This window comes from Chryseobacterium sp. 2P, from assembly GCF_059579425.1.
This window is the reverse complement of the sequence record NZ_CM184194.1, coordinates 1,380,945-1,407,305: the sequence shown is the minus strand read 5'-3', so window position 1 is coordinate 1,407,305 and position 26,361 is coordinate 1,380,945. Positions and strand designations below refer to the sequence as shown.

General features: G+C 31.7%; 19 protein-coding genes. 4 read left to right on the top strand and 15 right to left on the bottom strand.

Annotated features, from left to right (window positions below; genetic code table 11):
• Positions 1-476: 476 nt before the first annotated feature.
• Both AC52CF_RS06415 and AC52CF_RS06410 read left to right on the top strand, forming a co-directional pair.
• Positions 477-1,790 carry a hypothetical protein gene (locus AC52CF_RS06415; RefSeq protein ID WP_214590348.1) on the top strand — a complete coding sequence of 438 codons (1,314 nt, stop codon included), beginning with the start codon at positions 477-479 and terminating at the stop codon, positions 1,788-1,790.
• 1 nt (position 1,791) lies between these two features.
• Positions 1,792-1,989, top strand: a complete 198-nt coding sequence (locus AC52CF_RS06410; protein WP_214590349.1) for a hypothetical protein — start codon at positions 1,792-1,794, stop codon at positions 1,987-1,989.
• A 420-nt stretch (positions 1,990-2,409) separates the two neighbouring features.
• On the opposite strand, the gene AC52CF_RS06405 is transcribed toward AC52CF_RS06410, so the two are convergent.
• The 8 genes from AC52CF_RS06405 to AC52CF_RS06370 all read right to left on the bottom strand — a co-directional run bounded on the left by AC52CF_RS06405 (position 2,410) and on the right by AC52CF_RS06370 (position 16,041).
• On the bottom strand, positions 2,410-3,318 hold the full coding sequence (locus tag AC52CF_RS06405) for an HNH endonuclease family protein (RefSeq protein ID WP_214590350.1): 909 nt from the start codon (positions 3,316-3,318) through the stop codon (positions 2,410-2,412).
• The gene (locus AC52CF_RS06400; protein ID WP_214590351.1) at positions 3,302-5,065 is read right to left on the bottom strand and encodes an AAA family ATPase; all 1,764 of its coding nucleotides are present in this window, start codon (positions 5,063-5,065) and stop codon (positions 3,302-3,304) included. The genes AC52CF_RS06405 and AC52CF_RS06400 overlap by 17 nt, the downstream gene beginning before the upstream one ends.
• A gap of 31 nt (positions 5,066-5,096) precedes the next feature.
• On the bottom strand, positions 5,097-8,267 hold the full coding sequence (locus AC52CF_RS06395) for a type I restriction endonuclease subunit R (RefSeq protein WP_496517954.1): 3,171 nt from the start codon (positions 8,265-8,267) through the stop codon (positions 5,097-5,099).
• Positions 8,268-8,270: 3 nt separating this feature from the next.
• Positions 8,271-10,424 (bottom strand): DUF262 domain-containing protein, encoded by a 2,154-nt coding sequence (locus AC52CF_RS06390; RefSeq protein ID WP_214590353.1) that lies wholly within the window; start codon positions 10,422-10,424, stop codon positions 8,271-8,273.
• Complete coding sequence (locus AC52CF_RS06385; protein WP_214590354.1) at positions 10,405-12,273, bottom strand: DUF262 domain-containing protein; 1,869 nt, start codon at positions 12,271-12,273, stop codon at positions 10,405-10,407. Before AC52CF_RS06385 ends, AC52CF_RS06390 begins: the two co-directional genes overlap by 20 nt.
• 34 nt (positions 12,274-12,307) lie before the next feature.
• Complete coding sequence (locus tag AC52CF_RS06380; protein WP_496517953.1) at positions 12,308-14,080, bottom strand: restriction endonuclease subunit S; 1,773 nt, start codon at positions 14,078-14,080, stop codon at positions 12,308-12,310.
• Positions 14,077-15,675: a class I SAM-dependent DNA methyltransferase gene (locus AC52CF_RS06375; protein ID WP_214590356.1), complete on the bottom strand. Its 1,599-nt coding sequence runs from the start codon at positions 15,673-15,675 to the stop codon at positions 14,077-14,079. The genes AC52CF_RS06380 and AC52CF_RS06375 overlap by 4 nt, the downstream gene beginning before the upstream one ends.
• Before the next feature lie 141 nt (positions 15,676-15,816).
• Positions 15,817-16,041, bottom strand: a complete 225-nt coding sequence (locus AC52CF_RS06370) for a helix-turn-helix domain-containing protein (RefSeq protein ID WP_214590357.1) — start codon at positions 16,039-16,041, stop codon at positions 15,817-15,819.
• 397 nt (positions 16,042-16,438) lie between these two features.
• Between AC52CF_RS06370 and AC52CF_RS06365 the strand changes: the two genes are divergently transcribed.
• Complete coding sequence (locus AC52CF_RS06365; protein WP_214590358.1) at positions 16,439-17,254, top strand: RNA polymerase sigma factor; 816 nt, start codon at positions 16,439-16,441, stop codon at positions 17,252-17,254.
• A 1-nt stretch (position 17,255) separates the two neighbouring features.
• Positions 17,256-18,176, top strand: a complete 921-nt coding sequence (locus AC52CF_RS06360; RefSeq protein WP_317195194.1) for a hypothetical protein — start codon at positions 17,256-17,258, stop codon at positions 18,174-18,176.
• A gap of 355 nt (positions 18,177-18,531) precedes the next feature.
• Here AC52CF_RS06360 and AC52CF_RS06355 read toward each other — a convergent pair whose 3' ends face one another.
• The 7 genes from AC52CF_RS06355 to AC52CF_RS06325 all read right to left on the bottom strand — a co-directional run bounded on the left by AC52CF_RS06355 (position 18,532) and on the right by AC52CF_RS06325 (position 26,330).
• Positions 18,532-19,653, bottom strand: a complete 1,122-nt coding sequence (locus AC52CF_RS06355) for a hypothetical protein (protein WP_214590359.1) — start codon at positions 19,651-19,653, stop codon at positions 18,532-18,534.
• A 110-nt stretch (positions 19,654-19,763) separates the two neighbouring features.
• Positions 19,764-21,236, bottom strand: coding sequence for a caspase family protein (locus AC52CF_RS06350; RefSeq protein ID WP_214590360.1), 1,473 nt, complete (start codon positions 21,234-21,236; stop codon positions 19,764-19,766).
• Positions 21,237-21,632: 396 nt separating this feature from the next.
• Positions 21,633-22,271, bottom strand: coding sequence for a hypothetical protein (locus AC52CF_RS06345; protein ID WP_214590361.1), 639 nt, complete (start codon positions 22,269-22,271; stop codon positions 21,633-21,635).
• Complete coding sequence (locus tag AC52CF_RS06340) at positions 22,268-23,149, bottom strand: toprim domain-containing protein (RefSeq protein WP_214590362.1); 882 nt, start codon at positions 23,147-23,149, stop codon at positions 22,268-22,270. Before AC52CF_RS06340 ends, AC52CF_RS06345 begins: the two co-directional genes overlap by 4 nt.
• Before the next feature lie 310 nt (positions 23,150-23,459).
• Positions 23,460-24,620, bottom strand: coding sequence for a VapE domain-containing protein (locus tag AC52CF_RS06335; RefSeq protein ID WP_290260999.1), 1,161 nt, complete (start codon positions 24,618-24,620; stop codon positions 23,460-23,462).
• A 102-nt stretch (positions 24,621-24,722) separates the two neighbouring features.
• Entirely contained in the window at positions 24,723-25,007 is a 285-nt protein-coding gene (locus AC52CF_RS06330) for a helix-turn-helix transcriptional regulator (RefSeq protein ID WP_027374281.1), read from the bottom strand.
• 183 nt (positions 25,008-25,190) lie between these two features.
• Positions 25,191-26,330, bottom strand: coding sequence for a site-specific integrase (locus tag AC52CF_RS06325; protein WP_214590364.1), 1,140 nt, complete (start codon positions 26,328-26,330; stop codon positions 25,191-25,193).
• Positions 26,331-26,361 lie beyond the last annotated feature (31 nt).

Sequence of the window (26,361 nt, the reverse complement as noted above, 5' to 3'; positions counted from 1 at the left end):
ACAAATAACTATGAGATAGAAGATTTTTCTGTTTATTTGATTGTTATTTCCCTTTATAACTCCTTAACATTCGTCGCCTTCTCTAGCAAGTTCTAATACTCCTCTTTTCTGTAATCGGCGAATAGCTAAACTCATGATCATGTGTATCGATTGAGATAAGTGTTTTTATTGGTTGACCCTGCATCAATTTTTAGATTCTTATCTTTTCTATTACATCCCTTGTGTATTAGCTTTCTGCGCGCAGAAAGCTTCTGTTTCGGTGCAGTCTGCCTCCATTTTTATAAAGAGCTAACACACCTGTCGGAATAATTCGAGCTTTGTCCTTTTTCTTATAGATTCTGCGATCTTTTCTGCAGTTGGCAAAATTATATAAGGTGATTTTTACAGAGGTCTGCAAGGAAACTCAGGATTTTATCTAAATTATCGTTATGATGTGTTACAATTTTATATATTTACTACAAACTAAATAATTTTTCATGACTGCAATAGTAGGAGTATTAAATTCACAAGGCATTTCAGTTGCAGCCGATAGTGCTGTAACTGTTGCAGGTACTAATGGTAAAAAGGTATATAATAGAAGTAATAAAATATTTACGCTTTCAAAATATCATCCTGTAGGTATCGCTATTTATAGTAATGCGGATCTGCTGGGCATGCCTTTGGAGACATTAATTAAGATGTACAGAAAACAGCTTGGTGATCGGTCTTTTAATACTGTTGTTGAATATCAAAATGATTTTATTAGGTTCATAAATGGAAAATTAGGGCCGATTCCTGCCATAGTTAAAACAAGTAATTTCTATGGTTTTTGTGCGTGGGCACACTTGTCAATTATCAATAAAACTATAGATAAATTGTATGAAAGTGATGTCGATTTAGATACTTTAACCACAGAGGAACGGACTGAAATCTATCACGGGGCAATTTCAGAAGAATTACAGCGATACTTTGTGGAGCTGGCTACCTATGATCAAGGTACTTACAGCGAATTGTCCTATGAAGATTATTGTAATGTTTATATGCAGGAACTGACGGATATTGGTAATTTTATTGAACAGCAGATAAAGGCGGAATTTGATGATTTTACAATCAACGATGAACACCGAGAAAGAATCATGAAAGTTTTATTTTCTATAGTAAATATTGAATATATTTTCGAAAGTTTTTGTGGTTTAGTTTTCTTTGGTTTTGGAGAGAATGAGATGTATCCCTCAAGCCATAATGTCTTAGTTGGTGCATTGATAGGAGACAAATTAAGGATCCGGATTATCGAACCAATTTATATTCAACCCGGGACTGTTAAGAGTGCCAATATAATCCCATTTGCGCAAGGAGATGTCACTACAACGGTTTTAACCGGCGTTGATCCTATCTTTAAAAGTGAAATGAAAAATTCTGTAAAGAGTAGTTTTGAAAACGCATCCGATCAAATAGAAGCACTTTTGGGAAATCCTGAACTATCTAATCAGATCCGGACTGCATTGACTAATATATCTCAGCAATTGATACAAGGTCTAGATGATTATCAATTTAATAGTATAACTAAACCTTTATTAGATACGTTAGCCTTTATGGGTAAAGAAGACATGTCTGAACTAGCGGAATCATTAGTCAATATTACTTCGTTAAAACGTAAATTTACTGCATTAGACTCATCTGATGAGAGTGTGGGCGGACCTGTTGACGTTGCAATTGTTACAAAAGGAGACGGTTTTATTTGGATGAAAAGAAAACACTATTTTGATATAGAAATTAATCAATCATTTGGTAGTAAATATTTTAAAATATAGTATGAAAAATTTTTTGTCGAAAAGGTTAGCATATAAACAAAAAAAGGAACGTATGTTGAAAAAGGGTAGATATGAATCTAGTTTCATATTTAATATTCAGAATACTCCTGGTAATTCCATTCCAATTGAGTCCGTTTCTGCGCGTGTTGAGGATATTGTTAAGCATGAATTTTCAAAAATTGAATATGCCAATAAATAATGTTAAAATTATGTTTGTGGCATTTTAAGCAATTGATATGGAATCTGAAAACTTTCTTTGAATTAAAAAAAATGCAGTATCTAAAGAAGTCCTTATTGACGGTGTTTTACATAGATCGAGGTGTACAAAAGTGGTACACTATTAAGATGCTGCAACATCTTTTTTTTCTACTTTTCTGCACGAATCTCGTCATATTAAATACTTGTAAAACAATATTTTACAATACTAGACGAAGAATTTAAAATTTCATTGTACTGCTTCTGTACACCTCCAATCTTATAAATTATTGTATATCAGACAATTAACATTTCCCGAATGCAACGGTGATAATTGATACATTTCGGCAGTACACCTCAATTTTCATCAATTTTAGAAAAAAATAAGTTCAGAATTTCAACAAATTATAGCTCAGTTTTTTATCTATCTAACTTCTTGGAAAGCATCTCGTAACTCGTCTTTATATATCGCAATTTTAGAAACAACGCAACTTTCAAAATTTGCAATAATATGTCTACCCCACAAACAGTACTCATTTCTAACATTATCTAATTCTAAGACTTTAGTACACTCTGCTTCTAGCCAAACTTTTAGACCATCATCATTAATTTTACCCATTGCTCTTGCTGCGCAAGCTAATTTAATATTCTTAATAATTTCATTTAACTTAACCTGACGGGCTGCCAACAAAGGATCTCTATATAATTTCAATATATCAACTGTCTTTTCTCCTTTTTCACCAATACCCTGTATTTGTCCTACATCATTAAATGTCAAATAAGGAGTCGGATCCTCATACTCCGGATTAATTAATAATGGTTCTTCATCTAATAAGGGAGATTGATTGGCAATACAATGTGTTCTGTCAAATGAAAGTGGTGAATTTCTTATTGGGTTTATTGCTCTGGCCCTATTGTTGAAATCAACTAAAGGAAATCTATTACCTTTTGCATTTTTACCATTACAACTTGGACAAGATAACAAAAGGTTGCTCCACTCCAAACCCAACCAATAATAACCAAGGTGGGATAAACTATTATTATCAATTTCATCGACTTTAGCCTTTGGTCTAAAATGTTCAACCTGTAAAGTCGCTACGTGATCAACATATGATTCACAATAATAGCATTTTGGTTTATCACCCGCATCAAGATTATCTTTATGCACAGAAAATGCTTTAAGCTTATTAACTACAACTTCATCTTTATAATAAGTAGTATTGTACTTATCACCATTCATTTCTGCAACTGCACGCTCAATTTGCCTAAATGTCCCAGGTCTTGTCAAAGGTTCGGGAATATCATTGTAATCTTTTCTAGTTATCTGAATCATTATCTATTCCTAATTGTATAGTTCGTTCCGTGATCTTTCTATTCAAAATTTTATAAAATGCGGCTTCTTGATAATCGTTCTCTGTTATCAAACTCTCATTTGGATTATGTTGAACATTAATTATGGAATCAAAGCCAAAAATAGGTGAGCTTAAAATTGTATTAGGTAATAGATTTGAAATGTCTATATCTAACATTGTCGCTTTGATATTATTATTCTGATCTCTTTCAACCGTAATGAATACACTCTCTTCAGGTGCACCAATAAAAGGTATTGGACTATGGGAAGAAACAATAAATTGAATATTAGGAAATGTTCTTGAGAGGTTTATTACTAATTCTTTTTGCGCTTTAGGATGAAGGTGTAAATCAATTTCATCTATAATAACAATCCCTCGTAATTCTGCTGGATCAAGAATGTCAGATTGTTGATTGAAAAGACGAATCAGAATATCACCAAGCATCGCAATAGTACTTTTTGTACCAGTTGATAATTTTTCCCAAACTAAAGAATATTCTTGATTCTGATCATTAGTAAAAATGTACTTTGTAATTTTTTTGTTATTTTCAATGGTAAATCTAATATCAACTAAATTATGAACAACATCAATTATCAAAGACTTAATATAATATTCTCTTTTTTGAAAAAGATTCTTTTCTCGCTTTGATCCAGACCTCCAAAACTCAAACTGTTTGTCAATACTTAATAGTGGAGTTCCTACCTTAAATAAAGATTTGAAAGACTCTTCTTTATTTAATTCTTTTTTAAATTTAGCCTTATTCATCTTATCTACCACCATATCAAGTCTATATGGACCATACATTGCCAACCCTTGAATGTATGGTTTTCTTTTACCTTTTACATCACCATTTCCAATTCTATTGTATACTTGTAATTTATTTTTATAAATGAAGTTGGCAATAACTTTAAAATTAGGATTTTCTTCAAATTCATTTTTTGACAACATTCTATTTCCCAATGTTGTTGCCATTGCTCGTAAAAGGTTCGTTTTACCAGATCCATTCTCACCTGTTAAAAATATCCACTGATTTTTTTTGTTTTTTATTTCAATCGATAAGTCATTTATTAATCCATAATCTTTTATATTAATTGAAAATAATTTCCAAGGCTTATCCTCTTTGATAACAAATTCATCTTCATTATCAATCTCTTGCTTGCGTTTTCTATACTGCCTAATTTTATTATGTCTTTTTAGAAATTCTTCTGAACTTAAAAATGAAATTTCATTTTCACTTGATCCCATCATCTCAAAAAAATCAGAATTACTCCTAATAATATCATCAATATTTTCTTTATCTGTGCGCAGGAAAAAATCAAAAACAGACTTGTAATCGTTTAGATCATATATGCGATTACTGTATTCAGAAAAAACATTATCATACTTGATGATATATTTTTTACCAATTTTTTCTAAATTTAGTGTTCTTTCTAAAAAATATCTTTCAATAAATTCTTTCTTGATAGTAGAATCTGAAACATTAATTTCCAAGGTGCATTTTCCCTTGCTATCAATTATGAAACATATATTCGGAGTTCTATTTTTCCAATCCATCCCTTCCCAAAATGATATTGCTAAATAGTTTTCATTTCCGTAAAACCAATACCCTTCTTCCAATCTATTTGCATGATTACTTTTTCTAAAAGTAAATTTTAGTTCAGAATTTCTTTTCCTTTGTTCAAGCAGATATAAATATAATTCTTCATGAACTTCAACAAGATCCAGCATATTTTTTATTTTAAAATTTTAATAAAATCTTCTATAAAAATGAATAAGAATAAACATGCTGATAAACAGCAATACTTTTTAAACTTACTTCTTCATCAGTATATTTATTTTCTGGAAGCCATAATAACTGTTCATAAATAGTAGTTTTTACACCTGCTTTTACTTCTCGAATTTCTTTCCAATTAGGAATATTTAACTTTTCATTTTTGAGAATTTCTAAAGTTTTTGCTGCCACTTTCTTCACTTTTTCTCTTTCTTCCTTATCCAAGTTTTTATCCTGAATTAAAAGATCAAAAATGGATAAGGTAGGTTCATCCAAATTTTCTTGATAAGCTCTTTTTTCTTCTTGTGACAGGGATTGAATAAATTCTGACAATTGTTCAAAACTGCGTACAAGTTCTACTTCAGATTTACCATTATTGTAATCTTCGATAATTTCTTTATAAAGTTCATAAAACTCCAAACGTAAAGGATTCTCTTTAAGCATCTGTTCTAATTTTTGTTCCACAGCTTTATTTAGATCATATACTAATTCATTTTTTCTAGGGATTTTCTCAAATGCTTTTTTTAATGCATCAATATTTAAATTAGACAAATCTATCATTGTATAAGGATTTTCCTGAACAGTATCGACCTCAACGGAATCATTGACCACACTCTGTAAACGTAAAATAATCTCTGTAACATCAGCACTTTTTACTTTTTGATTGAGTTTACTGTAAATGGCATCGATAGCGTTATATTGTGGAGTGTATTTTTTTGCCTGTTTTTCAGGAAAAAGTGCTTTATACTTTCTAAATACGTTTCTAGCCGCTATCTCAAATTTAGCACGGGACTCGTCATTTCTACAAACAGCATTCGCTCCATTATTTACTGCCGCAATTTTCCCCATAGCTGTAGCTTCAATTAAAGTATCTAAATTAAAGTTTTCTTCTTCTAACATTTTCACTACGTCATCAATAGCTTCCTTTATTTCGTCAGACATTGTTTCTAACTGCTCGAATGGTTTTTGATTATCATTCTCATCTCCTTTTTTACCTTTATCTCCTTCTCCGTAGACAGCATAAGCTTTTTCTAATTGCTGATACACATTACCATAATCAACAATAAGCCCATTTTCTTTTTCATCATCATACACTCTGTTTGCTCTGGCAATGGTTTGCATTAAAGTATGTCCTTTAATCGGCTTATCAAGATAAACTGTTGAAATAGAAGGCGCATCAAATCCAGTTATCCACATCGCACATACAATTGCCAATCGGAATGGATGCTCTTCATCTTTAAATTCTTTTTCAAGATTTCTTTCAACCATTTTGCGACGATGCGTTTCAATATCCAAATTGATTTTTTTGAATTTATCAATTTCATTTTGTTCTGAACTGATGACAACACAAACCTCTGTTGAAACAACTAAGTTATATTTACGTTTTAATTCCTGCTCTTCCTGAAGGTCTTTTGATTCTGCAATTTTTTGTTCCAGTTCGGTCAGATATTCTGGCCAATATTCCATAATGTAATCATACATCCGAACCGCTGTTGGCTTATCAAGTGCTACCAACATTGCTTTCCCCTGATAACCTCTTTCATTAAAATGCCAAACCAAATCTTTAGCGATCTCTCTCAGACGCGATTCTGCAGTAAGTATCGGGTATTCTTTTTTAAATAGATAAGCTAATTTCTTTTGCTGATCTTCATCAAGATTTTCATTTTCAAGAATCTCAGCCATTTGTTCATCCAATGCAGGATTATCAATATTTAGTCGCTCTCCACGATTCAAATATTTTAGTGGAAGGGTTGCTTCATCTTCAATTGCTCTTTTAAAGTCATATACAGAAACATATTCTCCAAAGATATTTTTTGTGACTTCCTGCTCCTCTTTAATGATAGGAGTTCCGGTAAATCCTAAATATGAAGCATTGGGCAATCCAAAAAATCTCATATTTCTTGCATATTTCCCTCCTTGAGTACGGTGTGCTTCATCAGATATTACAATTATATTTTTTCTTTCGGTGATAAGCGGGTATTCTGTTTCTAACTCAGGATCAATAGAAAATTTATGAATCAATGAAAATACATACCGATGATTTTCACTTAATAATTCCCTAAGGTGATCTCTACCCGTTATACCTTTCTTTTTACCGGCAATTACATTTTTATTGTTAACAATTCCAACACCTGAAAATGTATCGTAAGCCTGATTTTCCAGTTCTGTACGATCTACAACAATCAAAAATGTGTAAGAACCCCCAAACTTTCGATGTATTTTCTCACAAAGAAAGACCATAGAATATGTTTTACCCGAACCTTGAGTATGCCAGTACACTCCTAATTTCCCTTCGAGACCATTAATATTCGGAACATTTTCCAACACTCTGTTTACCCCAATAAACTGATGGTTCTTTGCCATTAGCTTTACAATATTTCCATTGCTTTCATCGAAGAGTAAAAAGTTCTCGAAAATATCCATTAGGTTTTTAGGAGCGCAGGTTCCTCTAAGCATTGTATCTAAACTTACAATTCCTTCAGCATCTTCTGTTATACGTTTCCAGTCAAGAAAATATTTATATGGACTGGTTACAGTACCCACTTTAGCATCTGTACCATTGCTTAAAATTACAAAGGCATTGTGATAAAATAAATGAGGGATTGTATCTTTATAATCCTTGAAATTATCTTCATAAGCAGAGCGTAAATCGATAGCGTGAGATTTAAGCTCGAAGAATACTAATGGAATACCATTTACAAAACCAATCACATCAGGACGACGATTATGTAACTCGCCATTGACTTCGAATTGCCGAACAGCCAGAAAATGATTGTTTAAATAATCTTTGTAATCAAATATTCTTAAAGTTTTCTTTTGGGTTTTGCCCTCCTCATTTGTAAATGAAACCTCAACACCATTTTTTAATAATTGATATTTGGCTTTATTTTGTTGAGCAATAGTTTTATCTGCTTCTTTTTGAACAATTTTTTCTAAAGCTCTTGTATATGCTAATTCCGGAAGGTCTGGATTTAACTGCTGTAAAGCCTCCAAAACATATCGTTCTAAAATTACTTCTCCTCTATTCTCACGACCTAATAATCCTTCTGTTCCAAAACTTTCATTCTTCCAGGCTGTAGTAACTTCCCATCCAAGTTCTTTTAAAACTTCTTCGGTAGCGTTTTCTATCAATGCATCTTCTGAGTATTCGTAGGACATAGCTTAGTTATTAAATAATGGTTTGTAAAACTTAATCAACTGTTTTTTATCATCATTAAAATAATTATAATCAGCACCAGCCCATTTCTGCTTATAATGCTGGAATCTTACATTAATATCGAAAAATGAATTGAATTTTTTAGGATTTAAGTATACCCCAAAGTTTTTACCTTTCCAATATTCCCAACTATTATTATTTTTTAAAGCGATATAATAGATATAAAGCTGCTTTTTTAAATCCTCTTCATTACTTAGGTCATTCAATGAATTATAATTACTTATAAAGGAACTAAAAGTATTTTGGAAATAATCTTGTGCAGAAGTAAAAGTTTCAATTTCTTTTAAGCTCATCAAAAAGAATTTACTCCTTACTAAATTAAAATCTTCAATACTTTCACAATTAACAATTTTATGATTATCATTATAGTTTCTTATAGAATAGTAATCTGTTAAAAGCATAGAAGCCCAAATATCGTCTGACAGTTTATTTTCATTTTCTTCTGTTATTATTTTGAAATTCTCATATATCTTCGAAAATAACTCTAAATCAATTTCAGATACATTTAATCCTTCAAAAGCTTTGGAATAATTAAAATCTTCCGGGGCGTGATAGTGATATGAAAATTGTAATAAAGGACTAATTTTGCCCTTGAATATCTTATTATCTTCCACTTTCCAAAATACAGACTCAAAATCCTCGCGGTTGCTTTTTTCTAAATAAACAGAGAATTTAAATCTTTCCTCTGATGTCAATAATGTTTTTGAAGCTAAATTTGCATCAAGCTCAATAATTTTTGCAATATCTGTATTAATCTCTAATAAATTGTCAATTAATTTAATTGCATTAATTACCTGTTTGTTAATAGTTTTAGCCACAGTTGTATCACGTCTTAGATTATTAAGATATTTCAAAAGCCTAAAAATTTCTTGGTTTTTAATAACTCTATTTTCATCCAGCAATCTATATATATAATACAAAACTGGAATAAACCTAAAAGAGTCTATCTGGCTTATGATTTTATCTTTAGGACTTAACCATTCTCTTTTTATTAAATTTGAATTTACTGAAGAATATTTTTCCAAAATATCAGCATCAGAATAATATTCATTAAAAATATAATGTACAGCTTTAAAGTACTTTTCAATTTTTTCTATTGAAAAATACTCTCTACTTAAATGAATTTTTTCACCCTGAATAAGTGTAACAATTTTTTTTGTTAGAGACTTTTCATCTATTTTTTCATCTTCATCCGTATTAAGTTCGTTATCACAGAGAGTCATTTCAATGATTTGAATCCATCTTAAAAATTCATTTAGTCCATTATCCGAATTTGATTGCAGATTATTTTTATCCCGGTTTTTCCAAAAGAAGTCCTGCCATTCTTCCCATTTTGCTCCATACTCAAATAGATTTGAGTCATCAAACATTAAGGCCGCTTTGTTTTCCTCATTCTTTGACAATGCTTCTCCGCGGGCATTCATTGTAATATAAAGTTCTTCTCCTTGATTAGTCACTTCCGTTTTGAAATGATAAAATTTGATATTATTGAGTATAAAATCAAAATACTTCTCTTTTCTATCCTTAAATTTTACTACTATCAGTTTCAAAGCTTTTAACATTGATAAAACAGTAATATCCTGATTAAAATCTTTTAAGAGCCAAGTTGTTTTTGATGTTAAAAGCTGATCAAGCTTTTCAACATTATCAATCTTAGAAATTAAATCCAGAATAAAAAGATGTGTTAAGTTTCTAACCTTATAGTCAAAAGCTATCTCATTGAGTTCATTGTAACGAATCGCATCTCTGAAATCGTCTACTCTATTTTCTTTTAATGCACAATAAAACAACAATAAGAAAAGTGAAGTAAATCTTTGTTGACCATCAATTAAATTTTCATCTAAAAAACGTTCATAATTGTAATTTACATAGCTTGGTTTATAAGTATATAAAAAACCCATATTTATTTTTGAAGATGTTTTAGGTGTTCCACAAGTATCACAAACATTTCCAATTTTATCAATTATAGAATCTAAGAATCGTTCTAAGACGTCTGGATTATTTCCCCAGACATATTCTCTTTGAATCTCTGGTACAATAAAATTGTTTTGAGATAATAAAAATAAAATACTCTGTTCTTTAAGCTGCTGATTCTTCATTTTTTATATCTTTTAATCCAAAAAATAATCTAATTTTTGCTTCAATAGCCTCACAATTCAAAATAATATCATTGAACGACCAATCATTTAAATTTCTAGCATCTATTCTTGCTTTTACGAAAACATTTAAAGTATGCTGTCTTACATATTCTCCATTGTGAACATTGTTCACTACAGATGCTCTTTTATCAATATAATAGTTGTTACCAAAACCTCTATTTATAGAATAATGAAGCAAAACTAGATTACCGATAGCATTAATAGGTGTCAATTCATGAATCTTTAATTCTAAATCTTTTAAAATCTCTTCTTTTTCCAGCTCAGATCTTTTTTTCCAAAACTTTTCATTAAAAGGAAATAATTCTTCTATATTCAGATTTATATCCGTTAAATACTGTACAATTGAATTATAATCGTTTGTACTTTTTTCTAATTCTTTAATATTCTTAGGTGTACAAGGATATATATGTTCCTTATCTTCTTTGTATTTTCGGAAATGTTTGGGAGATAAAAACGGTATTGAATCATTCCCTGAAATTTCAATAATATCTAATAAAATTAAAAATCTCTCCAACTCATCCCTTTCATACCAATTGGTTTTATGTTTACCATCAAAATTAAGGATTTGCTCACTCCAGTATCTATAACCACTATCTTTTTTATCTTCTGATCCTAAAACCAACTGTTGAATATCTTTTTTCAAATCGTTAATAAATCCATCACGAGTAATATCCTTAGAATTCCATAATTTATAATATTTTCTAAAATTAAAACTACGCTGATTATTAGCTATGAAACCAAAATAATGATATATCTCCCGATCCGAGAACCAATCATTTAATGTTCTATTAAGAGAAACTAATTCTTGATATAACTCTAATGAACTAATTGTAGTATTTTCAAAGAGTTTTAAACGGAGTTTTTCATCTGTCTTAAGCTGAGTTGCAGCCCATAGTTTATAAAGAATATTAATGGGATTAATTTCTTCATTGAATTCAATAGTTTCCTGATTATCTAATTCTATCTTTACAAATGGAGTAAAATAATTCTTTACATTTTCCTGAGACCACCATTGATTTAATTGATCTAATTCCCACCCTATTCGTGTTCTCTTTTCATTTAACCTGACAATATCTTTAATAGAATCTTCTTTAAAAGATCCCATTTCTTCTTTAGCGACTCTTGTTATTATGATTGCTCGCACAAGATCAGCTCCATCTAATGGAACTTTTCCTGTATTCAAATTCATAAAAAGTTCTTGCTCTTTTATATTAGAATGAATTTCGTTGACGATAAACTTTACGTTATTAGCAAATTTTTCTTTAAAAACCTCAACGTTTATCTTCAAGCTCTGTATTGTAGTATCAAATGTTCTGATAGCAGAATACATATAAAAAATATCTTGATGATCGTAATCTTCTTCTTTTTCTTGTAAGCAAAAATCATCAAAATTAGAAGTTGATAGAATGTGATCAACAAAAGTTTTATTTTCCCTCTGAATTCTCTGAATAAAATTGTTTGAACTTTCTCGTACAGCATAGGAAAACTTATCTACCAAATATTCCTGAAATCCTAAATAACAAAATAATAAATAGGTTGTTGTTAGCCTTTGCTGTCCATCAACAATGTGTAAAATATTTTTATCTTCTGTAGATGGATATAACGTTATATTTTGTAAACAGTAAAATAAATTCTCATCTTCAGCATCAAATCCATTAATGTCATTAATAAGCTGAACAATTTGTTTTTCATTCCATTTATAGCCTCTTTGATACTCTGGAATTTTATAAAATCTGTCTTTCAGAAAAGTAGTAAAAACCTCTCTTGTACTATAAATTAAATTTGCCACGGTATTAGTTTAGTTTTTAGTTTTTTAATTTTAATTATTTCTCATACTGTAATGTTTCAGTTAGAAACCCAATCGCGCTCTCCATATTCGCATCACTGAAAATCGTTCGCTCCAACTTCGCCTCCCATTCTTTTTCAGATTTTATAATGTCCAAAACATTGGTTGAAGTAAACTCAATATTCTTTTTAGAAAGCTCTATCAAACTATTATCAACTGTTGCCAAAAGCTCCAGTTCATCATTAGACTTAAATTTAAACTTTGTAACAAGCCAATCCAAATCGGCTATTTGCCAGTAGTTGGAAAAGTATTTTTTAGCATCATCTATCTTTTCGGCAACTACAAATCCTGTCGTACCTTTATCTCCTTTCCAGTTTTGTATGTATTTGCTATTTAGCGCAATCTTTTCAGGACCGCCGTATTTTGTTTTTGGGTTGTAAGGTCCTGCAGCTTTTCTCAGATAATCCTGAATTTTATTGTCTGAATATCTGTGAAAAAGATAAGAAAGCTTGGTATATCTTTTTCTACCCAAAGGGAATTTTTCGCTACCAAATCTTTCAGTTAAACATGCAATCAAAACGGCTTCTTTAAATTCTTTTGGAGCTTCTTTTTTAGGTTGTTCTAACGGAATGATTTTAGCCTCAATTGGTTTTGTTTCTAAACTCTCTACATCAATTATCCCCATCATTAAACGTGGTAACAAAATATCCCGAGTCTCTCGTAAATGTTTGTTTTGAGATTGAAGATTTTCTTTAATAACATATAATGGCGCACAGTAATCATCAAACTTCTTTATTAGAGTATGAATTGGTTTGATAATTTCTTTATTGTATGCTGCATCCCGATTTAAACCAGGGACAGCAGCATCATTATTGACAAAAGTTAAGCTTTTTATCAAATAGTAAAGATATTTTAAGCTTAACTCGCTTGTCGCATAATAAACCGTATCAATTGGATAAAAGTTATTATTTTCAAAATGAACTGATCCAACATTCCCTTTTCTTCCTATTATTAATCCTGGACCTTTTACTAGATAATCAATATGATTACCAACAACTCCAGATGAGCCATATACATTAAATTCACCTTCAATTCTAACTTCTTGTTTTAATGCTTTACCATAATTAAGGACGAGAACATCTCTAAGTTTTGCAATACTCCACCCTTTCGGCAAACCATTTTCATCAAAAACCGCAGTTTCATAACCCGGAAAACGCATCCGTACAAACCATTCTTCGTAGGTTTGTTGTGCCATTTCTTCCAAAATTTTAATTCGTTTCAAATTGTTTTCTATCAAATCATCATAAGCCGATAAAATTGAAGCAATTTTATGTTGGGTGGGAGGGGCTGGAAGATGGATTTTGGTGGAAATAATCTTATATATTCCTAATTTAGGCTGAGCTGCACCTGAAGCTAATAATTGAAAATGATCATAAATAGCTTTTGTACCTAAATAGTATTTTAAAAATTTACCATAAACAAGTGCTTTGTTTGCAATTATCTTGACTGCATTTTCAGTTAAGTTAGAATTATCAAACTCATTAGTTACAGACGCTACTTCACCAATGGTTCCTGCAATTGTCAATATAAGATCGCCTGAATTAACAATATAATTTTTAATTTGAAGATGGGTATTTTCTGAAATATAAACTGGTTGGTCAAAATTTATTTTGCCATCTTTTATGTCACGAGCACGTATATATTTATGCTTTGTTTTTATTTCTAATAATTCGTGATTCTTTGGTAATCTTTTTCCACCTTTAACTTTAGCAATTTCCCCCAAAGTCACCTCTTTCCAGCCTTTCCTCATAATCTCACAGCTTGTATTTGGTTCATCAATTGGTTGGCTTCTGTATTCAATTTGGCTAATTCGTCATGCAATTCCTGCATTCGAGTTTTGTAATCAAAATCCATATCAATATCAATGCTTACACCCACATATCGTCCTGGTGTAAGGCTATAATCTTGCTCAGCAACTTCTTCCAAATCTACCACTTTGCACAAACCTTCTACATCACTATATATTCCTTCAGGGAAATGCTCATTAAACCAAGTATTATCAACTGCTATTTCAGGAGTTTCACCACGGTATAATGCCATTATAGCCGTTAATCCTTCCAATTGCTGAGGAGAAAAATCATTAATCGTAGTGCTTACCTTTCGATAAACATTACGGGCATCGATCATCAGTATTTTATTCTTGTTTTCTTTTCGCTTACCCTTATCAAAAAACCATAAATGGCAAGGAAGCGAACGGGTGTAGAAAAAGTTGTTTCCGATAGAAACGATACAGTCTACATTTCCTGTTTTTACCAACTCTTCACGGATTCGTTTTTCAGCATTTCCAGCATCAGTTGCTGAAGACGCCATTACGAAACCAGCCCTTCCAGTTGGGTTCAGATACGACATAAAATACTGTATCCAAAGATAATTGGCATTTCCAATTGTTCCTTTACCAGTCAATGGTGCACCAAAAGGTAAGCGTTTATCTTCTGCTAAAAATTTATTCTTAGCATCTACTTTATCCACATTGAAGGGCGGATTTGCCATCAGGAAATCACATTTTCCAAATAATTCGTGTGGATCACTGTAAAAAGAGTTATTATTAGCGATACTCCCGTTTATTCCGTGGATAGCTAAGTTCATTTTAGCCAAACGTGTGGTATTGCTTTTATATTCGGTACCGAAAACTTGAATAGCTTCGTTTACTTTTTTGTTCTGATGATCTTTGATAAAATGTGCGGTTTGTACAAACATACCTCCCGATCCACACGCAGGATCGTGAATAATCCCGTGATCCGGTTGAATAAAATTTACAATCAACTGTACCAATGAGGGAGGTGTGAAGAATTCCCCTCCTTCTTGTGCACCGGCTCCCATCATTGAAAGTTTCATCAGGAAGTACTCATATACTCTTCCAAAGACATCACCTTTAGCTTTTTGAACTGAGTCACTGTTAAAAATACGGATCAAATTGGCCAGTAAATTATTATCAGAATCATCTTCAGGAGTAAGCTCCTGATAATTTTTAGGAAGAATACCTGCCAGTTCTTTGTACTCATTTTCAATAAGTTTCATCGCGGAATTTATCGCTTCGGCTAAATCTTCACTTTCGGGCAAATTGGCAAGATGGGTATACTGTGCTTTTTTCGGTAAGAACATTGCTCCAAGAGCAACATAATCATCTTTGGTAGCATCACGGCGTTTTCCAGTACGAGGATTTATAGGTAGTATTTCTTGCAATTTATCTTTTGCTTCTAAATATTTATTTTCAGCAAAACGCAATAAAATTAATCCTAATAACGGATCTTTATATTCAGCCGCAGTCAATTTTGAATTAGCTCTTAATTCATCGGCTGCTTCCCAAAGCTCTACTTCGAGCTGTTTAATATCTTTTTGAGTCATTTTAACCTGTTAAAAACCAAACAAATATAATTTTATAAAATTCTGGTTTAGAATTTATAAAAATATAGCAATTTATTTAAGTTCAGAACACTTAATAGATGATTCTTTACAATTAATATCTACTTTTTTTAATCGTAAACATTACTTTAATTTAAAATCAAACAATTCTTGTGGATGCACATCTAGACCTTTGGCTAATTCTTGAACAGTTGAGATTCTAAGATCTACTTCACCTTTTTCTATTTTACTAATATTACTATGATCTACATCACATTTTTGAGCCAACTCTCTATAACTTAAATTCAGCTTTTTCCTAAACATCTCCACTCTCTTACCAAATGCTATTCTAAATTCTAATTTATTCATTGCAGTTAACTTTGAATAGACAAATTGATGAGATTTAAATAAATTTTTGTAGTTTAATTAGCCTACATTAAGAAAAATGTTTTATATTTGCCAAATAAGTTACAATAAAGGTAACTTTGCGATACTTCAATGATAATAATCGAAGCTATTGCTTAGATTCTCGACTAGAAAACTGGTAATTTTTATGTGTACGGGAAGATAAGTAAATTAGCTCACGACCGCGGCGTGGGCTCTCTTATCGTACACGGGTATACCAGTGCCTCTAGTCTGTAAGTTGAGTTCCACGCCTTTCTTTTGGCAAAATGATGTAGTGAGTGAGTATTTTCAATGATGTAGAGAATTCATCTTAGTAATCGAAGCAGCTCTTCAAGCAATAATCAGCTCAAATACACTGCTTATGAAAAGAACAAACTCCTTACCCCGAAAGCTCAACGATCATCAGCTATATGAACTACTGAAAAAAGGTAATACGGCTTCTTTGGAACATATACATGTACGCTACAAGAGACTTCTTTTCTGGGTTGGAAGGCAAGTGCTTGAGGATGATTTTGTCGTGGACACTATTGTTCAGGATACATTCCTCAAATTGTGGCTTCACCGCGACAGTATTGAGACTCCGAAGCATATTATTGGCTTTTTACGGTTTGTTATGAAAAGAGATTGCATATCTTATGTCACTGCGCCGAAGAATAAATTCAACCGTCTAGTTGCTTCTCTTGAAAGTTTTGAGAATTATCAGGATTATCTTGTGGGTTATGATCCCCTAAATGATAAAGAGAATCTCCTCAGTCACGAATCGGATCAGAAAAATTTCGATGAAGTCAAAAAGGTTTTACCTGTTCTGGATCCAAAAAGGAAACACCTGATCGAACTTTGCTTGGAATATGGCTTTCAGCACAAACCAATCGCAGAAGCAATGGGAAGCAGTGTGAAAGACATCAGCAATGAGGTGAGCAGAGCTATAAATGATCTTCGGAAAATTCTTAATAGAAGTTCTTTTGAACAGCCACAGGAAAAAGCTTTCGATAACAAGGAGCAGTCAGAAAAACTCAGTAGTCAACAACTTGATATTTTGAAAAGAAGGTTTGAGCAGAGATCTTCATTTGCAGTTATTGCCAAAGAACTCAAATTGCCGGTAAAGGTAGTCCATCGGGAATTTCTGTACGCCTATCAGCATCTGCAAAATCAAAACACTTCCGAAATACCGCTTTGAAATGGAAAAGTCTACGATAACCCTTACCCGAAAAATTCAACTGGTGATTGATGTTTCGTCTGAATATAAAAGCCAAATGTGGGAAAAGCTCTACCGTTATCAGAACCGCTGTTTCCGAGCGGCTAATCTGATTGTTTCCCATCTGTATGTACAGGAAATGATTAAGGATTTCTTTTACCTCACCGAAGAAATTCAATACAAGTTGGTTGATGAAAAAAAGGATGAAATGGGAATCTTCGACCGTTCGAAAACAAACACCACAGCACGGCTTGTCTTTGACCGTTTTAAAGGAGAAATTCCCACCGACATTCTGGGATGTCTGAACAATACTATCCAATCCACTTTTTCAAAAAACAAAGGCGACTACTGGCAGGGATCGCAATCACTGAGAAACTTTAAAATAGACATTCCTATTCCGCTTCCGGTGAAATGCATCAGCAAAATGAAGTATGATGCGGCAAAGAAAGCATTTTGCTTCAATATGTTTGCGATTCCCGTTAAAACCTATTTAGGGAGAGACTTCTCTGATAAACATTTAATCCTAGAGCGCCTTGTAAGAAAAGAGATCAAGCTGTGCAACTCACAAGTCCAGCTGAAAAACGGTAAAATATTTTGGCTGTCTGTCTTTGAGTTTGAAAAGGATGACCATGGTTTAAAACCCGAGATCATTGCTGAAGCTTCTTTGTCTCTGGAACATCCGATTGTGGTAAAAGCAAATAATGCGCGAATGAATATTGGCTCGAAAGAGGAATTTCTATACCGCAGGCTGGCGATCCAGACCAGTAATAAAAGGATTCGAGCCGGAGTGGTTATTCCCGTTCAGGACATGGAACGAAACGGAAACAAAAGGCACTTCACAAAACAGAAAATCTGGAAAACCGTTTTGTCAGTCATCATCTTCATCTATACAGTCGTAAGCTAATTGATTTCTGCATTCGGCAGCAGGCTGGCACATTGATTCTCAAAAATCAAGAAGACAAAATTGGGATTGCAAAAGAACAGGAATTCGTGCTTCGTAACTGGAGCTATTATGAACTACAGACCAAAATAAAATACAAAGCAGAAAAGGCTGGTATCGAATTGATCATCGGATAGCTAAAAATGAGGGTGCTTGTAAACCCGTAGGGTGAGGTTATGAACACTCACTAAATACTCAATAGTATATACAACGGCGTGGGCTTCTTTTTTTTCATTAAAGACAGGTAAGAAAATAGAACAAACTAATGCAGAAAAGAAGAAAATTGTTAAATAGAAGGCCAAATTTCGCAAAACTACTGTTAGGCGAAGTATTTGTTCATCTTATATAAATAATAAATACCATCTTTTTTTGCTTCTTTAATTCTAGAGTATTGTTCAAGTCCAACGTTTAAACTAATCAAACCAGCACTAATTAGTAGGATCATAGAATTTGATATTTGGTCAGAAAAAGTTAGTAAAAGAGGAGAGTAGGATTTTGGGTCTTTTGCTTCTTTGATTAATTCTTGAATAACTTTATATTTAGAATTATTTAATGTATGATTTATATTTTCAATTAGAGGTCGAATTTTTAAATCTGCAATCTTTTGCGCATTCGTGTTAATATAATTATAATCATAATTATTTAGTAAATCGAAAGTTAAATTTTCCATTTTTGATTGAAACTCTGATAATTCATCTTTTGAATTTTCTTTAAATTTTAAGATTTCTTCAGGCGGAAATTTCCCCAAATTAGGGACACCCAATTTAATAGCCTCAAGAGCAAATGTAGGTGTAATGTTGAATTCGTTTTTAAATGCAATTTGAGCATTTTTAAATCTGTCGGTCTTGTTTATTTCTTTAAAAAGATCGTTAACATATTTACTAGAAGTAAAAACATTTTTTCCTTGTTCATAATAGTTAACAAACGTTTTAAAAACTCGAGCATAATAAGATAATAACTGGTTTACATTGTTAGTTTTGTTGAAAAATTTTTCTGAAAGTATTGAAGATTCTTTATTCAGTTGTAAATCATAACTTAATACAACTCTGCCTTTATCGTCTAAAATTTTCTTTTCATTTTGCTTTTTTCCTACGAGTTCTGAATGAAACAGTACAAGGTCATTTATTTGCATGTCGCTGCTTACTGAGCTGATTCCTTTTTCTGGACTTTGTCCAATACTATCTATATCAATTTGATACTTTATATTTTTATTTTTTTCGAACTCTTTTAAGTGTAATAAAAACTTTTCATCAGTAAAATCATTTGTCGAAATTACTTGAGCTTTGACCTTTCCATTTTTGTCAGGTTTAGCATTGGTGGGCGCTACAATATGAAGATGTCTTTGTTCGATAATGTTTATTTGGTCAAAATACAATACTAAAGATTTTATTTCCTCAGTATTATCTTCAAGCATATGTGATATATAGTTTATGGTTTTCATAATATTTCCAGAACATTTTTAGGTTGGCGATAGTGGCGGAAATTGAAGTGAAAAGTCTTAAATTAGCAATACATAAAGCAAAAGCCATTTACTATTGTCAATGATAAAACTTATTTACTTTTCCTATCAAAGTCATTTATAGATTGCATTCTGTTTTCATTCCAAGTATAAACCATTCTTTCAAAGTAATTTAATTCATCTAAAATACTATTTGAAATTTTTGTAAACATTTCGTTATTGAATTTAAAGGCTTCTATCTTAGTAAATGGACCATTTATTGTGTTATTGGAATAGCCATTGTAATCTAAATAAAAGGATGATTTTGCTAACCCAGCCCCGTAAATAGCTTGATACATAATTAACGTTATTCCAAATGAAACTTTAGTGACTTCTTGTGAATCAAAAAATATTGATTTACAAATGATATTTTTAGTTTGCCAATTAATATAATTACGATAAATATATTCGGGTTCTTTCTTTTTAAACATAGCATCAAGCATACTTAAGGTACTAAATACTGATGATACTGGATCCGGCTTAATAATTTCACGTTCTGAACTAAAAACATTATTGATAGAGATAACTTTCTCACTAATACTTTTTTTTACTATACTGTCAGTTAATCTATCTGCAATAGACTCATTGTAAATATTAAAGTTGTCACCTATTTTTATATCATACCCTTTAGCTTGAAATTCGCCAATCCATTTTTGAAATTCAGATTCAAATGTAAGTTTGAGTTCATCAAAAGTTTTTGTTCTTATGTCACTTGGAATTTCAGGGAAATATTCAAATTTATTAATCTTTTCTTTTTTCGTTTTAACATCATTAATTAATTCTTTACTATTTCTAAGATTCTCCCTTCCCTCATTATTATAGGCAAATGGATAATATCCAACTGTTCTACTTTCAATAACCGGTGTCTGCTTAAAATCACTTTCCTTAAGTGTTTCTTTAGCTATATATTCTTGTATTCTATTTGGAGTAAGAATTCCTTCATCGTAAATCTTATCATTGTCTATAGCTTTAATGAAATAATAAGTAAATAACCCGTGCTTTATATCTGAAATTTCTCTAGCTGTTTCATCTTCTGTAGATGCATACATAAACAAAGTCCCAAAACTTTTTGCAATATATCTATCTATAAAATTTTGATTTGCAGTACTTCTTGTTAAAACTTTACCTCCTGACTCGCAAGCATCTATGACGTAACATTGATGTTTAGGTTTTAATTCATTTATTTTGTCAAAGACATCAGAGATTTGTGTAAAACTATCATGAAACTGTAATCCTGAATTTTCAAATTGATATTTCCCATGACCAGCAAAAAAGAAAAATATTGAGTCTTTAGTTGGTATTAAATTATTTCCTATTTGTTTTAATGAATTTTCAAAATGCCCAGTTATATCTTTTGTAGTTTTTACTTCGTCACTTGTTATTAAAAATATATCCTCATTTTTAAATAAACATTTTTCTTCTAATTTTTTTGCAACAGCATTTGCATCATTTACGCAGAAATCAAGGGGATTAATTTCATAATCATTAATACCTATAATAATTGCAAATCTTCTTTCTTGTGTCATGATAATTTAATGTATAGTTTATGGTAATCTTGCCACTAAGTTCCAAATTTACGTACTGAGTCAATCTGATTTATTTAACTTTAGTAAAGCTATTACCACCACTAATATAAAATTTATTTTGATGATCTGATTATTAATTGAATACTTTTTCTCTTCACTATCAATCCTCTCAATCGATTTAAAATTTTTGGATTTTCAACCTTAAAAAAAAGATTCCCAAAGAAAAAAAAACGAGTTCCGAAGTTTTTTCACCCTTTTCGCAGAAAAGGCAAGAGAGTCTTTGGAGGTACAAAATGAAAATTTTGTATATACAAAGACACATCTTGCTATAGAGTTTTCATAAGTCAGAAATTTTATTTAGTCTACCTTAACTTAGACCAGTCGGAGTAGTTGATTTTAATCTAGTTTCGGTCTTTTAATTTTTGGAAGATTAGATAACGAAGAGTTTCCATTAAAGTGTGAAACATCAAGCGTATTCATATTTTTTTCGAGAGTAGCTTGCCAATTCAAAATAGGTCTTCCAATTGAATTTTCCCAATCTGCTTGCTCCCATTTTTGAAATTTTTGAATCAGTAAATCATCCAGCTTTTCTGAATAGTCTTTTAAAGTTTTTGCAAAATCCATAAACTGTTCTAAGTTTGGATATTTTGAAAATAAACTTTTGGTATTATTTTCCGATTCCACAATGGTTTTTAATCCATCAATCGGCTTATGTATTATTTCATAGGTTTTTGGTGTTACTTTTAGCATTGGGTTTCCATTTAAAATAAAACGATTTGGAAAACCCGGATTTCTATTGTAATCTAAAAGTCCTAAAAGTTTGAGCTTATTTTTTGCAGTGATGACCGTTTGCCTGGAAAGACCAAGCTCTCTTGCCATTTGATAGTCTGATAAAACAATTTCTTTTCGTGGATCTTCACATTTGTAGAGGATGAAAGTAAAAACAGCTATAGTATTTGCGCCGATTTTATTTTTCGAATTTAAATCAAACATTTTCTCAAATAAGTTCACAGCAAAAGTTTTTGAATTTCTCATCTCTTAAATACAGATTTATATTGTTTTTGAACTTCTTCGGTTTTCTTAATAAGATATTCATTCAAGTCCTTGAAATCTGAATACAGAACCCGGCAATCTTCTGGATTGTTTGTTTCATTGCGAATGATTTCTACAGCGCGATTTCCTGCTTCATCATTATCAAAATAAAGCTCTACTTTATCATATTTTCCAAGTGAATTTTTAATATTTTGAATCATAGAAACAGAGTTCAAAATGAGATAATCAGACGGTCCTTTTGCCAATTGATTTTCTATAGTTTTAAAAGAAAGAAAGTCGAAAAAGCCCTCAAAAATCCGAAGGGAATCGGAACCGTTTTTGATTGTTGAAATATCTTTTTTACCCAGGCATATTTTTGAATATTTATTGCGAATTTCATAAACATCAGAATCGTTTTTAAAACCAATTCCGAAATAGTTTTTGTCATTCATTCGGTAATGAATTTCATTTAAATATTCGGCTTGGCTTTGCACTTTTCTTTCATTCAAATATTCCAGAAGTGCCGGATGCTGAACATTTTTTATTTCTATTATCTCATACGTTTTAGGAAGATTCTCAAATTTCTGATAGGGAACATTTTGATTTTGAAAAGAAGAAAAATTTTGGCTGTCTGCCCAGTTCAAAACTCCATTAATGGAAGTATTCAGGTATTTCTTCATAAAGTCTGTGTTATTTCCACCAATTCCTTCTGAAAAGAGATACCAATAGTTTAGGCTTTTATTAATTTTAAAAGAGGCCTGCGATTCGCTGGCAAAGGGGTTAAGATACCAGGCTTCTTTTTCATTTTGTTTCGTAGGAAGGTGTCCGAGAGAAAGCAGGACTTCTTCCAACGATATGCTGTTGAATTGTTTACAGTTCATAAATTGTATTTTTGTGTTTTGTTTATAAAGTTTTTTTAATTCGCCTACCTTATTACCTATGCCTTTATTCATCGAAATTTCTACGGATTTTACGTCCTACCTTTTATTACTTGGTTACCTTCATTTATTTCAGGTAATTAGGTAAGCTTAATTTATTCAGTTACCTTATCGTAAACTTTTTGTAAATGATAGTTTCCGAAGTTTTCAGGTAAGAGGTAAGCTTAATTTTATTCAGTTACCTTATCGTAAACTTTTTGTAAATGATGGTTTCCGAAGTTTTCAGGTAAGAGGTAAGTAATTTTAGATTATATCATTCGTCAATTTTTCTTCGAATCAAATATCCATAGACTTGTCTTTTGGGATGTTTTATTCTTTCGTAGTTCATTGCGGTCAAGGCTTTACCAATTTTTATGATGTTCAGCCGTACACCAAGCGCATTGTTCATCGCAAGCATAATGTCCGAAGGCGTCAAAAATTCACTTTGTAGTTTGGATTTTTCGAAATGACTAAGGATAATTTCCTGTTCCAGGGATACTTGTTTGAATTTTTCATTCCGATTTTCATTTTCCTGGATATCTTCAGCGGTGAGTTCCGGATTGTAATTTTTTCTTTCAAAAGCATTATAGTATGCCTGTGACCAAACTTTTTCAATATTGATTTCCTTTGAATAATCGAAATCAATCTCCAAAACTTCAAAAATCTGCCAACGTACACTTCCGGTTTCATCAGTTAAAAAATCCGACCGGTTAGTAGAACCACAAAATGAAGCCGTCCTGTGCATCAATGATGATTTGCGATCGTAAGGCAAACGTGCATTGACGGTATTTTTTGAAATGAAAGACTTAAGAATATTGACATCCGTTTTTGACATTACCGAAAGCTCATCAATATTGACCAGAAGGTTTTTGCATAAAGAAATTAAGCCGTCCTTATCAACACCAATGTCTTCTGTATAATATTGTTCAAGATTTGCAGGAATGAGAAATCGCAGAAAACTTGTCTTTCCACTATTTTGCTTAGTATTGAACAGAACAAAACACTGTTTGTTGATGTAGCCAGGCTTCAACGCACAAATTACAGTCCTGGTTATCCACTTCTCGAAATATTTTTGGAAGGATTTATCATCGGTCGTCTTTACATAACTGCAAAGCTTACTGATATGGTTATCGTTGTCCCAATTTTCCAATTTTTCGAAATATTCTCGAATCGGATTGTACTGCTGGATTAAATGACTTCTGACCAGAATCTCCAATTTACTAATCGGAATATCAATTCCGGATCTGACAAGTTCTATAAATAAAGAATTTAAATTGAGTGCTGACCATTTTTTATCCGAAACAAGTTTAATTTCAAGCTCAAGAGAGATTGTATTGAATCTAATTGAATATTTTGAATTCAAGTAATTAATCGCTCTGTCGAATATGGTTTTCGTTTCTGTCTCGATTTGATACAGAATTTTATTCTCTTCCATAAAGCATTCTTGATTTTGGAAGGAGTCGCAAATAATTTTTATATTTGCTCTTTACTCCCAGTAAAACAAACATTTAAACCTAACTATGGCAGTAGTTAGGTTTTATTTTTTGCGTAAAGAAAATTCTATTGCTTCTTGTTGGATCTCGTCATTTGATTTATGACTGTTTTTCAACAGCCATTCGTCAATCTTTTTTCGTTCAAAGAATAGAATTTTTCCGGAAGGTTTTGAAAATGGGATAGAGTTGGTATGAACCAATTTGTAGATATAGGATTTCTTAAATCCTGTATAATCTGAAAGCTCTTCTACATTTAGAATTGCTTTTAGTCCGAAAATATGCTTTTCAATTCGGTTGAGCTTATGAATGATGATTTCATTATTTTCCATGTGTTTCTTTTAATTGATTTAACGAAACAAAAGTCAACAATAATAACCATAAATAAAAGATTATCAGTAGCTTGTGGGCTAAATAAGACTACTCTGGATTGATTTTATCTGTCAAAAGATTAAAAAAGATTAATCTGGATTAAATAGCGATTTTCATTGAGTTTAAAAATAGAAAACGGATTTTCATAACTCGATATTTAATTCCGGAATAATCTCAGCAGCTTCTTTCATTTTGCTATCCACAATTTTTGCGTAAATCTGTGTTGTTCTTAATTCCCGATGTCCCAGTCTTTTGGAAACCGTGTAAATATCTGCACCGTTTTCTAACAAAAGAACGGCGTTCGTATGTCTGGCTGAGTGAAAAGTAATATGCTTAGGAACGGCAGCACGATTGCACCAGCGAATAATTTCACTATTGTAGGTCATTCCATATTTCAATCCTTTGAAAACTCTTTCCTGCGGATCTTGTCTTTCGCCCAGCAATTCTCTGGCTTGTTTTGAAATATAAAGATATTCTACACCCTCAGTTTTTTCTTGTCGGAAATTGACTCTGGAAACATCACCTTCATCACGAACTTCTTTCCAGGTCAAAGTATTAATATCCGACCAACGTAGTCCTGATAAACACGAAAAAAGAAATGCTTTTTTCAAAACCGGGTATTTGCATTCCGCTTTTGCTAAACGTTGCAATTCATCAAAAATCAGATATTCTCTTTGGCTTTCAGCTTGTTCGAAGGATTTGACTTTTGATGCATAATTAATCGTCAAATATCCATTATCGAAAGCACTCCGTAGAGCAGCTTTAAACTTGTTGAAATATGAATATTTTGAGTTTTGAGAAAGTGGCAGCTCACTTTTAGTAAGAGCATCTTTTTCAAAATATCGGTGAACTTTCTTGACGAAGCTTTCATCAATTTCTTCGAATGTCATATTTTTTGGAACAATCTTTTTGAGATGTTGCAGCGTAGAAAACCAGTTACCATAATTATTAGAAGTATCTTGCTTTTGCTTTTCTTCTGTCAGTTCAGCAAAATAATTTAGAAATATTCTTTTGGATTTTGCAGTGTTTTTTAATTCAAATCTCCCTTGCGCATATTCAGCCTTTCTAATTGCAAGTACGTTTTCTGCAAATTCTAAAGCTTCTTTATTTTCCTTTTTCTCCTTTGCTGTTTTTGGATCTGAAATTAAATAAGAATCTAGATTTTCGAAAGTCCTCAGATGTTTCCTTTTTCCGTCTTCAGTAATTTCGGAACCACGATAAAACTCAATCGACAGACTGATTCTTCCATCTTTCAATTTTCTTTGACTAAGTGATATTTTCATAACTTTGGATTTGTACTACTTTGTACTACTT

Coding starts and splice junctions, on each gene's coding strand:
- AC52CF_RS06390 (WP_214590353.1), bottom strand. CDS start 10,424: ATGAAGAATCAGCAGCTTAAAGAACAGAGTATTTTATTTTTATTATCT.
- AC52CF_RS06370 (WP_214590357.1), bottom strand. CDS start 16,041: ATGAATAAATTAGAATTTAGAATAGCATTTGGTAAGAGAGTGGAGATG.
- AC52CF_RS06360 (WP_317195194.1), top strand. CDS start 17,256: ATGGAAAAGTCTACGATAACCCTTACCCGAAAAATTCAACTGGTGATT.
- AC52CF_RS06345 (WP_214590361.1), bottom strand. CDS start 22,271: ATGAGAAATTCAAAAACTTTTGCTGTGAACTTATTTGAGAAAATGTTT.
- AC52CF_RS06325 (WP_214590364.1), bottom strand. CDS start 26,330: ATGAAAATATCACTTAGTCAAAGAAAATTGAAAGATGGAAGAATCAGT.
- AC52CF_RS06405 (WP_214590350.1), bottom strand. CDS start 3,318: ATGATTCAGATAACTAGAAAAGATTACAATGATATTCCCGAACCTTTG.
- AC52CF_RS06335 (WP_290260999.1), bottom strand. CDS start 24,620: ATGGAAGAGAATAAAATTCTGTATCAAATCGAGACAGAAACGAAAACC.
- AC52CF_RS06415 (WP_214590348.1), top strand. CDS start 477: ATGACTGCAATAGTAGGAGTATTAAATTCACAAGGCATTTCAGTTGCA.
- AC52CF_RS06340 (WP_214590362.1), bottom strand. CDS start 23,149: ATGAACTGTAAACAATTCAACAGCATATCGTTGGAAGAAGTCCTGCTT.
- AC52CF_RS06330 (WP_027374281.1), bottom strand. CDS start 25,007: ATGGAAAATAATGAAATCATCATTCATAAGCTCAACCGAATTGAAAAG.
- AC52CF_RS06350 (WP_214590360.1), bottom strand. CDS start 21,236: ATGACACAAGAAAGAAGATTTGCAATTATTATAGGTATTAATGATTAT.
- AC52CF_RS06355 (WP_214590359.1), bottom strand. CDS start 19,653: ATGAAAACCATAAACTATATATCACATATGCTTGAAGATAATACTGAG.
- AC52CF_RS06410 (WP_214590349.1), top strand. CDS start 1,792: ATGAAAAATTTTTTGTCGAAAAGGTTAGCATATAAACAAAAAAAGGAA.
- AC52CF_RS06365 (WP_214590358.1), top strand. CDS start 16,439: ATGAAAAGAACAAACTCCTTACCCCGAAAGCTCAACGATCATCAGCTA.
- AC52CF_RS06375 (WP_214590356.1), bottom strand. CDS start 15,675: ATGACTCAAAAAGATATTAAACAGCTCGAAGTAGAGCTTTGGGAAGCA.
- AC52CF_RS06395 (WP_496517954.1), bottom strand. CDS start 8,267: ATGTCCTACGAATACTCAGAAGATGCATTGATAGAAAACGCTACCGAA.
- AC52CF_RS06380 (WP_496517953.1), bottom strand. CDS start 14,080: ATGAGGAAAGGCTGGAAAGAGGTGACTTTGGGGGAAATTGCTAAAGTT.
- AC52CF_RS06400 (WP_214590351.1), bottom strand. CDS start 5,065: ATGCTGGATCTTGTTGAAGTTCATGAAGAATTATATTTATATCTGCTT.